This is a genomic window from Psychromonas sp. 14N.309.X.WAT.B.A12, assembly GCF_030397575.1.
Lineage (GTDB): Bacteria > Pseudomonadota > Gammaproteobacteria > Enterobacterales > Psychromonadaceae > Psychromonas.
Map to the genome: position 1 here is coordinate 500443 of NZ_JAPNXS010000001.1, position 13372 is coordinate 513814.

Consider the following 13372-nt stretch of genomic DNA (forward strand, 5'->3'; position numbering starts at 1 on the left):
AATTATTAAGACCAGTAATGAGGTTTTCTATGAATATGAAATCAATATTAGTGATTGATGATGATGAAATGACTCGGTTATTAATAAACCAAGTACTTTCATCTAATAACTATCATGTTATTGAAGCTAAAGATGGTGCTGAAGGTGTTTTCTTATTTAATAAATATTCGCCGGACTTAGTTTTACTTGATGTTGAGCTCCCTAAATTAAATGGCTTTGAAGTTTGTCAGTTAATCCGAGCATCTGAGAAGTCAGAAAGGGTACCTATCATTATGGTAACAGGAATGGATGATACAAAATCGATAGAGCATGCATATAGTTTAGGCGCGACTGATTTCATGATTAAACCGATTAATTGGTCTTTATTTAGTCATAATTTACGCTATATATTACGTAACAGTCATTATTATAAGTCATTGAAAAAAAGTGAAATGCGTTTAGAACATGCTCAAAAGATTGCGCGTTTAGGGTACTGGGAGTTAGAAGGTGAGAAAGGGCATCTGCTATTATCAAAGCAACTTTCTGGAATGCTTGGCTTAACATCTTTAAAATTTGAGCATGGGAAATCATTTTTTCTTAACCTTATTCATCAATCTGATCGCTTTTATGTCCAAAATATTTTATTAAAAGCATTCGAAGACGGTGAAGCTTTTAACTTAGATATACGCGTACAGTTACCTAATAATGATTTATTATATTTGAAATTACAGGGGAAGTTATTAGAGAACACTAATGATACAGTACCTATTATTTCTGGTGTGATGCAAGATATAAGTGAGCTGAAAGAGTCACAAAAAAAACTGATACATGTTGCCCACCATGATGCGCTTACTAATCTTCCCAATCGAGTCCTTTTTACCCAAAGGTTAGAGCGTTCAATACAACGGGCTGATCGTAATGGAAATAAAATTGCACTTTTATTTATTGATTTAAATAGATTTAAACAAGTTAATGATTCTCTTGGTCATGAAGTTGGTGATTTTTTATTAAAAGAAGTCGCTGAACGTTTTAGTGCTGTGACTCAAAAAGCAGATATTGTTGCAAGATTTGGTGGAGATGAGTTTGCAATATTACTGGATTCTATAGATAACCTAGATAAAATTCCTGTATTTGTTAATCGCTTTCAAAAACTTTTTAACGATGCTTTTTATATAAATGACGAAGTTATTTATATTGGTTCAAGTGTGGGTATTAGTATATATCCAGATAATGGAACAGATAGTAGTGATCTGTTACGAAATGCAGATACTGCTATGTATCAAGCTAAAAAATCTGAACAAGATAATTTTTATTTTTATTCTAGTGATTTAACAGAAAAAACAATTAAACGTTGGTCATTAGAGAACAGTCTTAGAGAATATTTAGAAAATAATAATTTTATTCTTTTATATCAACCTAAAGTTTGTAGCAAAACTCAAGTCATAGTAGGAGTTGAAGCGTTAATTCGTTGGCCTCGTGGAAAAGAAACTCCAGTATATCCATCAGAATTTATTCCCATTGCAGAAGAAACTGGTTTAATTATTCCTCTAGGTAAGTGGGTTATTGAACAAGCGATCGAGCAGTTAAGAAAATGGAAAAATACTGACTGTCATAAATTATCAATCGCAGTTAATGTTTCCAGCCGTCAATTATATAGCGATGGTTTTACGGAGTATGTAATAGGGGCCTTAAAAAAATATAATATTCCTGCTAGTAAGTTAGAGATGGAAATAACTGAAGAACATTTGGCGCCGACTAATCAACAGAAAACGATAAAGAATACATTAAGCATACTAACTAATATTGGTATTAAGATTTCAATTGATGATTTTGGAACAGGTTACTCATCATTATCACAGTTGAAGGAAATGCCCATTTCTACTTTAAAAATAGATAAGTCATTTATAGATTATATTCCAGAAAATAAACAGAACGTTGCTATTATCAAATCCATTATCAGTTTGGCTAAGAATCTAAATCTACAAGTAGTTGCTGAAGGCGTTGAAACTATTGAACAACTAGTATCTTTGCGTGAATATGACTGTGAAATGATTCAAGGTTATTATTTTTCTAAACCAATTAGTCATATTGAAATAGAAGAATTGGTTGTTAATAATCCATGGAATACAGATTAAATTTTTTATTTCACTGTTAAATAGACGGCTCTATATTTATTAATTAGACCAAATACCTTGTTATCTTCACAGATTACAACACACAGCGTTTAATAAACGTGCTATAAGCTTGTTTTAATAATATTAATCAATACTTTATGGGTTTTTAAATAATGTTAAACGAGATAACACCGGATTATCTTTAATAAACTTAACCTTCAAATTGTTGTTTAAGGTAATTTAATATTAATTTCGTATTTATTCCTATTAATAAAATTCTATATATTATTCATAATGCAGCACTAAACTTTAATATTTTCATGCTTTACATAAAATGTGAAAACCGCATAAAGGATAACAGTATGTTATACATTTTATGTTAAATAGAATTATGGTAAATCCCATGTTATTTATTATCTTTATGTAAGCGTACTTCTATATTAAATATTCTATTTAACATAATATACATTATGCGTAGTTGTGTTTGTTGTATTAGATCAGTCATATTTAATACTATTCACTTATATTATTTAGTTTTTACTATTGGTTACTATTCCTGGTATCACAATTTATTATATGTTCTTTAATTTTATTAGCTCTAAGTTCTTTTAACTCTTAGTTCACTTAACTTTTAGTTTCTACAACTGTATCTATTATCTCTTACTACATAATCTTTTGGGTTTAGTTACTATTATTCCTTAAGCCTTATTTAACTAGTTTGTTATTCTGTTAACCATTAAATTCATCGTTAATTACTTTCCAATTTAAATTACTTCATTAAGTATCTGCTCATCAGCACTTGGTCGTTTATCTGATACTTTCATTTATACCTATGAACCCCGTAACTAATTGTTTTATAATAAAAACCGAACCAAATTTATAATATTTGTAGTTATACATGGCACGTCATGAATTAATGTTTTTAACTAATTTAACGTTGTTAAGTTACTTTTAACTGTTAACAACCTTAATTTGAACGTTATTTAGGCGTTCTGTGTTAAAATATGAGAGTTTTTTAAGGTATTTCCTTTAACTATAAAATCTCAGACGCCTATTTAAATCATGTTTTGGACTGATTTAATTTAACTAATCTATGTAACTTGGCATTTTATATCTCTATAACCACTTACAGCTAACTTTTACCTTATTACTTTTACCTTATTACTTTTACCTTGTTACTTTTACCTTGTTACTTTTACCTTTTATTATATTTCTATTTCTATTTCTATTTTAATTAACCTTAATCAACTAACATGTAATCACTTGTATCTCTATTCAATATAGATGTTAACCTTATTAAGGTTACTAATAACAATTACATCAGTGAATTTATCTATGTCAGGCTTACATTTATTATCAGGAAAATTAGCTTTAGAATTTAAAACTATTCAGATGATGATTAAGATTTATTGTAAACATCATCATCATAGCTCAATTAAAATAAACGATATGTGTAATGAGTGTGCTGACTTTATTCGTTATGCCTACGAAAAATTAGATCGTTGTCCTTATGGAAAGATTAAGCCGACATGTAATAAATGCCCTATACATTGCTATAAAACGGAAATACGTTCACAAGCTAAAAAGATAATGTTATTTTCTGGCCCAAGAATGATTTTCTATCATCCATTATTGGCAATAAGACATTTATTATCAGAACGAAACCCAGTTCCAAGTTCTGTTCCTAAAGAGCAATCAAACAGGCATATAAGAATAAAGCGTATTAAAAATTAGATTATTTTTGTTTATAAATAATCGCCTTCACTTACTAAGCATTTAAATCAACCATATATTTATGAGTAACAGAAATAATTAGTTTTGTTATAAAGTATATTGTAAGTGTTTATTATGAAGCATAATATGCTAACCATTCACAAGCAGCCTATTTATATATATTCTACTTAATTCATTGATTTATAAATATTTTTAAAAATTTTTAGTGTTGAATAATGCTATAAAAGCATTCGGTTTAATTTAATTTTAGGTGTTGAATGCCCTTTTATCTAACTAATCTAGAAATCTAATATAAAATTTATAGTGTTTTTATTGCATATAAAACAATCATTTTTTGTTATTTATCAGTTATATTTTTTGATTAAATAGAGCAATTTTACGTTTATCTTGTGTTTAAATTTCATATCTCTAGCTTAAATAAAGGCCTATTTCTAATTATGGCGACTTTAAATATTCTATCTTAGTATTATATAAATCAACGCTGTTAACTGTTTTTTACTCCACGTAAAAGATATTTACATGATGTTTTACACTCGATATTATTTTAATTTTTAACTACTTTTAGCCTGTAAGTTGCTTTATTTACTCGATTAAATATCAATTTCAATTGGTTTTTTCTCAAACCTAACACATTCTATTTATATCTTTTTATTTGTAGTTATTGTTCAATCAATGAATTGGGTTAGATAAATGCATAGTGTTTCACTATTAATAAAAACCACCTAAGCATCTGTTATAAAATATTTTTATTGGTGTTTTTTTATATATTCACATCTAAAAACGCTTTTATTTCTTTATTTAATTGTTTATGAAAATCGACTCTATTGAAACCTACTGGATCTGTAGAAGGTAGAAAATGAGGGCTAGAGATTGATTTTGGAAATGGGCTTAAAAATCAAAAATGCCCTGCATTAACCACCGTTTAAAATGATTTTTTGTTTGCCTATAATTCTATTTATGACTACATCAACTGTTCTTTTGTGCCAGCCGTTTTCTAATGGAAAATCATGCTCAGCAGTTAACATTAAGATAGGTAAATTGATGTTATGACCGACATAATGTTTCAATTTATTCTCCTTATAGTATAAATAAGCTTCATGTTAACTTGTCAATTCAGGTTCTTAACAGATCAAGCAATGACCAATTTATTACTGAGAAAAACAGTTATCAAATCACTCATTTGGCCGTTATAAATCCTTTACAGTATAACGATACACTTATATCTACTTGTTCATGATTTATCATTGAATCTGTCATTATTCGCCTTTTAATTGGAGATTGCTTGTTAGTGAGTCACTCTAAAATACTATCAATACAGTTAAATAGTTTCGTGCGTCGTGTTGATGATAAACAACAAGTTTTAGCATTAGTTACCCAACAGCAATGTACTTTAAAACGTATTCGTCGTTCTAAAAACTGGTTACTAAGTGGCAGTGAAACACAATTAACATCGTTGATGCTTTTTTTAACCGATCTTCAATTACTTTGGATTAACCAGGCAATTGTAAAAGGTCTCCCTAAGCCTAAAGTTAATTTACAGCAGTTGATTAGCTCTCATCTTGATATGACATTAAATAAATTAATTGCACAAACAGGCTGCTCCCTGAGCGAGGTTCGAATTGCTTTTGATCTTGCAGAGGATTTTAGTGATTAGTATCAGCACCCTATTTTCGGAATATGCGGCCATTGAGTAGTGTATTGAGGTGTCAATAATTCTCTGCGCATTGCCCAACTTTCTTGTATTCCCTGCGCTGCAAAAAATACGCTATTAGTACCATAACGCTGGTTAATTCCATCTACTACATTCATTAAGGATGGGTTATGAACAGCATTAAACAGATCAAATTGTTGATGCTTTGCGCTGCTTAAATTTAACAATCCAACACCCACTTTATAGTATCGAACACTGGCATTAAATAGCTGCTCTATGCATTCACTTAGGGCATTAAGCAATTGTGAAGTATCATTTGTTGCGTGGCAAAAATGAATAATTACTTTATAACTTGCTGGCGTTTGGTCAAAGGGGCTGCTGGATGCAAAGGTTAATAATGTGCCGCATAAGGAACCTTGTTGCCTGGCTTTTGCTGCTGCAATGGCAATATGTTTAGCTAAGGCTTGATGTAAATCCTCGATATCCGTAATGCGTTTTCCCATACTACGTGTTGAAAAAATTTGTAGCTTATCGGCTCTTATCCCATCCCACAACTTGCAAGGAATCCCATTCAATTCATTGATGGTCCTTTGTAACTCTACATTAAATAAGGATCTAGGTAGTCGTTTTAGATTAGCTTCTCTGAGTTTTTGTATGGTGTTAATACCTTGTTCGAGGAGTTTCTTATTAGTTTTACGACCTATTCCCCAAACATCAATAGGAGATAATTGATTAAAGACTTGTTGTATAAAGCTAGAGTCATCAAGTACACATACACCTTGAAACCCAGGCCATTTTTTAGCAACGTGGTTCGCTACTTTTGCTAGGGTAAGGGTTTTTCCTATACCAACGCAAACAGGTAATCGTGTTTCTTTCCAAACGGCTCGGCGAATTTTTTGTGCATGAAGCGCTAAGTTTGGTATTGTTTGAACGCAGTGATTAAAATCTAAAAAAGTTTCATCAATGGAATAGATATGTTGTTCAGGAGCAAACCGCCCTATTACTTGCATCATTTTATGCGAGAGATCGGCATATAATTCATAGTTTGAGGAGCAAACAATAACGCCAGATTGTTCGCACAGAGCGCGTGCTTTAAAATAAGGTTGAAACTTTTTAACACCTAATGCAATTGCAGCTTTATTGGCTGCAACGATACAGCCATCATTATTAGATAAAACAATGATGGCTTTGTCTCGCCACTCCGGACGAAAGACTTGCTCTGCGCTGCAATAAAAGGAATTGGCATCGACTAAGGCAAACATTAAAAGGTTGTCGCTAATAACAGGCTATCACGGTGACAGCGAATAGAGCGAATGACGACCCCTTCTATGGTAAATTGATCATCTTCATTTATCGCAATAGCTTTATATCTAGGATTGGCAGATAATAATTGGCGACCGACAATATCAATGAGTTTACAGATGAACTCTCCATTGTAATTTGCCACGATCACATCATTATTTTTGGCTGTCAGGTGCCTATCTACAATCAGAATATCACCACTGTATATACCAACACCTTGCATAGAATGACCATCTGCTTTGCCAATAAAAGTTGCACTTGGATGCTCTATTAATAAAGCATCCAAGCTTAATGGCAGCTGTAAGTAATTACTTGCAGGACTTTCGAATCCGGTAATACCGGCACTTGCTGTAATGGGGATAAATTTCATAACTATCTTAATATAATTTAACTGTATAAAAACACAGTTAAATTATAGGCGACTTTAGTATAAGTACAAGTAGAAGATGAAATGGTGGGTTTAAATGGGAAATTTTTCATTACTTTAATTAAAGTATCATTCACTTATATAACTTAGTCTTTAAACTAAGCGATATAAGTGTGAAAAATATAGAATATTTAATGTAATTAAATATTAACTAAGAAATAAAATTACTAGGTAAGTACTTTGTGTAGTAGCGAGTTTGATTCATGTTGTAGTTATAAGTTGAATGATTATTCACTAGCAAGAAAACAATATCTTGCTAGTGATTTTTTAATCAAAAAGGACTATTCGATTAGTCCCAATCCCATTCATAGTAAGCATCTACGGCTTGCGATAGCCCGCTTGATGCTTCAATATAGAACTGTTTGAATAACTCATAACGAATAGCAAATATAGTAAAAGAGTCAAAAACGCCTACGCCGTAACTTACTTCCACACCAGGTGCAATAGTACCTTTCAAACCAACTGATTGTTCACTACCTTGGCCGCTGGATGCAAGAGACAGATCTTTGATCCCGACGCTTTCACCAATATTATTCATCACACCGTCTGTTTGTCCCGCGCCTAAGTCAATTAATATCGCAGCTAGTTGACTGGTACTATCATCACCCGAAGCACTTTCAATGGAGTAACCACGAGTAATATACGAGAGTGCATTCTGTTGCGACATCGATGGATCAGAGAAAATCGTTAACTGAATTCCGTCGGGAGTACCTGTTACACGCACGCCGGCTGTGACATTATCTTCGATATCTGAAGGATCTCGAATGGCTTCGATATTTAAATAGGGTGCATCCGCTAGCCCCTGAAATACAACACGACTGTTCTGTAAAACTAGCTCCTGTGAAAAAGCACGATAACTCCCTTCCGAGAAAGTTAATTCACCATTTACCGTCAACTCTTTGGTTAGTTCCTTACGAACTAGTAAATCACCTTTAATCAATGAGTCTAAACCTAGTGCTTGAATACGTAACTTATCCCCCATTGATACTTTTACATTAAGTTTCATAGGTAGATCAGCACTATCGGTTGTTTCTTCTGCATCAACAACAATCACATCACTAGAAGTACTTACTGCACCTTCAGGTAATTCTTTTACCGTTATCTTACCTTTGTCGATGTTAATGACACCGTCTACGCTGATACTTTTATCGTAAATCAGGTCAATATTAGGACTAATATACAACTCAATTTGAGAATAATCTTGGATCAACATTTGGTCAGCTTCTAGATGTACATCAGCTTTAAACTCATCTGCCCAATCTAATACTCCTGAAATATCTACGCGACCGTTTGATTGTTCTTTTTTGTCATCGTTTTGGATATTAGCAATACGTTGCGGAATGCTAATGGTGTTTTTGATGGCTGTATCTTTAATGGCTACTAAAGTATCCACGAAACTATTAGATTTTTTCTTAGGTGTCTTTTGGTTATTAGTGAAAAAGAATCCAGCGATATCAGCCTTATTTTGTTCAATTTTAATTTGTGTATTTAGGTCAGATACTTGTACTGGTGAAGACGGTGCCTTCATGGCGGTATCTGCAATTAATATCTGCCCTTCTAAAACGGGCTTATCTAATGTACCAGTTACATTAATATCTGACTCAAGATGTCCCGATAGTTGTTCAACTTGCGGAATCAATATCGAAAATGCATTAAAATTTGGTACTTGTAGATTCAATTTAGCATCGATGGAAGGTGAACTGTCATAAGGGCTCACTTGACCAGATATATTTGCATTAATTAAACCGTCAGAGATAGCTTGAACAGAAAAATCAGCATTTTTTTGATCTGCTTTAACTTCAATATGTAACTGCTCTACAGGGTAATTTATTGGTTGTTGCTGTACCTCTGTATCTTGAATATTTAGTGCTATTTTGTTGCCATCGACCGATAGATCAATATTTGGCTTCTCATTATTAACCCAAGATAAATTAACATCTGCGTCTAACGAACCTTCAAGCGTCAAAGTATCTGGTATGAATGGATTAATGCTAGCCATTAAGAACTCATTAATACTGATATCAATATCACCGTCTTCACCGGCACTTAGTTTGTTAACACAAAGTTGACCATTTTTCGACTCTGCCTTATCACTAGCTAACCAACAATGCTCTGTCACGTTCACTGTTTGTTGCTCTATTGTCACAATAAATGGAGACTCAAGTATTAATTTACCCTGCTCGCTATCGATTACTGCTTCTTTTAGTTGTGCTTGCCAATCATTAATGCGTTGCGTAAATGCCAGTGTTAAATCACTGTTCGCCATACTGCTTTCAAGGTCAACATTTATACTATGTGTGACTGCTTTGTTAGACACATTTTCAGGGCTGATAGAGACATTAACAGATTGAATTTTTTGCTCACTAGCAACAATATTATTAGCACTTACCTTTAAGTTTGCAAAAGGCAATTCGGCAATGGTTGCATCACCTTGTACAGTAAGATTTCCCACACTGTCTTTTAAATAGCTTAGATTTTTAGCGGTAAGGTTGGTATTGACTTTAATATTATCGAAACTACCTGCTAAATTAACTTGGCCTTGAATCTTACCTGCGCTATCGACCAATATTTTACTTAAATCTTGTACATCTAAGGTCAATGCTAAATCATTGACTTCAGCAACTTTACCATTTGCTGAAATTCGATTATCTCCATTAATGATGTTTAAATTGTTAACATTTATACCATTAGATGCTGACCCATTTGCAGCCCCATTAATAGTTAATGGTCGTTCTAAAAACTCTCCTGCTAAGTCGATAATAGGAAAATCAAATACCCATTGCGTAGGATCTTCAAGAGACACCTTAACAGATTGCTTAATATGACCGTTCAACGTAGCTGGGTAATCTTTACTTAACTCTTTAAAATCGAGGCCTTTGAGGTTAAGATCTCCTAACCAAGTTATTTGCTCTTTCCAATTTAACTTGCCTGCTAACAAGACTTGTCCTTGCAAAGTTTCAACCAATAGTTGAGATAATGTTAAACCACTAAGACTCCCTTGGCCCTTTAGCGATAAATCACCTTCGGGTAAATCAGGTATCGCATAATCGGCAGCAATATCGATAGTGTAATTATTTAAGTTACCTTGACTGGAGATATGCCCATTATTTGTGGTAATTTGAGGTTCTCCGGTTAATGGCCAAGCTAATTTATCCCATTGCACTTCAAGTTGGTGTGGTAAATCAGGGCTATACAAATCTACTTGATTATCGATAGTAGCGTTAATTAAGTTGCTTAAATTAATCTGAGTTGCTAAATCGCTCAAGTCCCCTTTTGAAGTTAAAGTGACTTGCTGCCCCTTTAATAAGGTAACGGGATCTAATTGCTGCACTTCCTTAACTTCAATGGCAGCTTGCAAGTCCATTGGATAGCGTTTGCTGATGTCAATATTACCCTTTAAATCTAAATTGGCTTCTGGTATGTCTAATGCAAACTTATGCACTGAAATCGCTGATCCAATATAATCAAATTGACTTTGCAGGCTGTTAATCTTTGCCAGATTTTGCTGGTTTTGAATCAGAGTAAATCGATTAACATCTAGTTTCTTAACTAATAAATTAACGGGTAAAACAATTTCGGGAAGGTCGCCCTCTTTTAAAATAGCAGGTATTGTGTCAGGAATAACCAGTGGTTCATTGGTGCCACTGTTAGCCTTCGTCGGTTCTTCTTCGCTATCAGCTAAAGTAACCGTTAAACCGTCAATAATGGTATCAATAGTTACATCGCTATTTTCACCGTCAACGGCTAAGAGTAATTTAGATAATTCTATCTTAAGGCCAGCCACACTAACCAAGGTGTTGTTAATATCTAAGCCACGAATATGTACGGGAATAGGAAACTCAACGACTAAAGGCTCCGATGCTTCTTCTTCAACAGCAGGATCAGTCGATTCTGGTATATTAACTGTTGCACTACCTACTTTAAGTGAATCTATACAAAATTCTTCAATAATACATTGCCAATCAAATTGATAACTCACATCGTTTAATTCAATTAGCGTTTGTTCATCTTGCCAACGAATTAATTCATAGGTTGGTGAGTATAATAGGCTGCCTTCACTGAGTATTACTTGTAAACGAGGCTCAACTTTTTGTGCAATGTTGATAATTAAACTATTACCTGAATGTGTATTCAATAACCAAATAACTAAAACAATCAATACAAAGGTAATAAAAAACAGATATTTAAATATTTTAAAAGAGGAAGAAAGAATACTCATAACTCAGGCCCAATCATGAAATGAATTTTATAGGAATCACCAGTATCGGTTAGCGGAGCTGCAACATATAAACGAATTGGGCCAACAGGCGAGGCCCACACAACCCCAGCACCTACACTTTTAGAAAGTTCTTCTGAAAAATCATCTGTTGCAGTACCGATATCAGAGAAAACAGCAAATTTCCAACTATCTGTTAAAGGGAAACGATATTCCAAACTAGCTGTTGCTAAATAAGAACCACCAATTAAATATCCATCGGAGTCTTCTGGTGCAATTTCTTCATAATCATAACCACGAATACTTTGGTCTCCCCCAGTGAAAAAACGCATAGATGAAGGAACGTCATAAATAGACTCAGAAAGAATAGCTCCGACCTCCGCCGAAGCAACCAATTGATGTCCAGAATAGGTTCTAATAAACTTAGTTTGCCCATAAACCTTAACCACATCATCTGTAGACAACAGGCTATCTTCGGCAAATTCAAAGAACACCAATTTTTTATCACCCCAATCGATATTAATTCCACCACGACTCCTGGTTTTGCTAAAGCTAATACCAGGTAGTACTAAAGCAGTAGAAAAGTCTTGCTGACCTTGTATACCAGATTCATTATCGTATCGAATATAAATAGTACGTAACCAGTCATTATCTAATCGCCAATGGCGATTAAAGCTGACTACATACTGTTTAGTATCAGTGTCATTTTGGTCAAGCATTTTATAGCCACTTTGAATGGAATAATAATTGTAAAGCGGGTCGTCAATGGGCATTTTATAAACGATAGAAGCTTCTTGTTTTGGCTCTGATGCTGTTAAGCTGGCTTCAATCGAGTGTCCATATTGATTAATCCAAGGCCGTTTCCATCCAAATGTGCCCCTTATCCCTTCATCAGTACTAAAGCCTAAACCTGCAGTAAACGAATCTTCTGGGTTCATATAGGTAATAACATGTAATGGAATACTTCTACCTTGCTTCTTCTCCATATTAGGTAAAATAGAAATACTTTTAAAGTAACCGGTTTGGTTCAGTTCTTGGTTATAGCTGTTCAGAATATTAGTGTCAAAAGGGTCATTAACATTAAAGTTAACTAAAGAACGGATATATTTTTCTGCAGGTGTATCAAGGTCAAAGATTAATTCACCAAATTGATAGCGAATACCACTATCAAACCATAGATGAACGATTGCGGTGTTATTTTTTTGTGTCACCTCTACGGAAGATTTACTAAATTCAGCATCAAAATAACCATAACGTTGGGCTAAACTATTAAAACGACTTTTAGCAGCGGCATATTCACTGTGATTTAAATAACTCCCCTCTTTGAGTGGGAAATTTAACATAAACTGTTGGAAGTTCTTATCTTGAAGTGCTTCGCCGGTAATACGTAGATCAACTTCAGTGATCTTAATTCGATCGCCTAAATCTACTTTAAGTGTCACCGTCTGGTTATCGCCATCTTCATTAATGCTGGTTGTAAATTGTGACTGATAATAACCTAGAGCAGTAACACTCTCTTTAGCGGTCTCTATGACTTCACTCAAATAACTTACATTATCAATACTTTCAGGTGCAGAAATACCGCTTAAATAGACTTTTATGTTTGCGGTGGCTTGTTCGTCGTCACTTCCTTTAATATCATAATTAACTGCTGCGTTAGCAGCTAAAGAGGAAGACATTAATAAGCTATAAAAGCATAGTCTGTGTAATTTTTTCATTAACTCTCTAATTTTCATGTCGACAGAGTGGCTAGAATATATCCATAACATAAAATAGATGAACTAAAAGTTGCACTGTAAAATAACTTACTGGATAAAGTTAATAAGAGTAAGCTGTGCAGCTTTACATTCACTATCAACAAAATTAGTAAGTCATTACAACAAGTAAGTTAGAACATTTTTATTAGTGTTATTGGTTTTCTTATGACTAATAGCAATCCATAAAGTTTT

8 protein-coding genes are annotated in these 13372 nt (G+C 33.4%); 3 read left to right on the forward strand and 5 right to left on the reverse strand.

Annotation, left to right across the window (positions count from 1 at the left end; translation table 11 throughout):
- The first annotated feature begins 29 nt into the window (after positions 1–29).
- Both OW492_RS02200 and OW492_RS02205 read left to right on the forward strand, forming a co-directional pair.
- Positions 30–2114 carry an EAL domain-containing protein gene (locus OW492_RS02200; RefSeq protein ID WP_290038120.1) on the forward strand — a complete coding sequence of 695 codons (2085 nt, stop codon included), beginning with the start codon at positions 30–32 and terminating at the stop codon, positions 2112–2114.
- 1314 nt (positions 2115–3428) lie between these two features.
- Entirely contained in the window at positions 3429–3827 is a 399-nt protein-coding gene (locus OW492_RS02205; RefSeq protein WP_290038121.1) for a nitrous oxide-stimulated promoter family protein, read from the forward strand.
- A gap of 911 nt (positions 3828–4738) precedes the next feature.
- On the opposite strand, the gene OW492_RS02210 is transcribed toward OW492_RS02205, so the two are convergent.
- Positions 4739–4894 carry a hypothetical protein gene (locus OW492_RS02210; RefSeq protein ID WP_290038122.1) on the reverse strand — a complete coding sequence of 52 codons (156 nt, stop codon included), beginning with the start codon at positions 4892–4894 and terminating at the stop codon, positions 4739–4741.
- A gap of 221 nt (positions 4895–5115) precedes the next feature.
- Here OW492_RS02210 and OW492_RS02215 point away from each other — a divergent pair, with 221 nt between their 5' ends.
- Positions 5116–5481, forward strand: a complete 366-nt coding sequence (locus OW492_RS02215) for a ribosome recycling factor family protein (RefSeq protein ID WP_290038124.1) — start codon at positions 5116–5118, stop codon at positions 5479–5481.
- Positions 5482–5483: 2 nt separating this feature from the next.
- Here OW492_RS02215 and OW492_RS02220 read toward each other — a convergent pair whose 3' ends face one another.
- The 4 genes from OW492_RS02220 to OW492_RS02235 form a co-directional block, all read right to left on the reverse strand.
- Entirely contained in the window at positions 5484–6740 is a 1257-nt protein-coding gene (locus tag OW492_RS02220) for a Y-family DNA polymerase (RefSeq protein WP_290038125.1), read from the reverse strand.
- Positions 6740–7150, reverse strand: a complete 411-nt coding sequence (gene umuD, locus OW492_RS02225; protein WP_290038126.1) for a translesion error-prone DNA polymerase V autoproteolytic subunit — start codon at positions 7148–7150, stop codon at positions 6740–6742. The genes OW492_RS02220 and umuD overlap by 1 nt, the downstream gene beginning before the upstream one ends.
- A gap of 346 nt (positions 7151–7496) precedes the next feature.
- Positions 7497–11426 (reverse strand): translocation/assembly module TamB domain-containing protein, encoded by a 3930-nt coding sequence (locus tag OW492_RS02230; RefSeq protein WP_290038128.1) that lies wholly within the window; start codon positions 11424–11426, stop codon positions 7497–7499.
- Complete coding sequence (locus OW492_RS02235) at positions 11423–13141, reverse strand: autotransporter assembly complex family protein (RefSeq protein WP_290038130.1); 1719 nt, start codon at positions 13139–13141, stop codon at positions 11423–11425. Before OW492_RS02235 ends, OW492_RS02230 begins: the two co-directional genes overlap by 4 nt.
- Positions 13142–13372 lie beyond the last annotated feature (231 nt).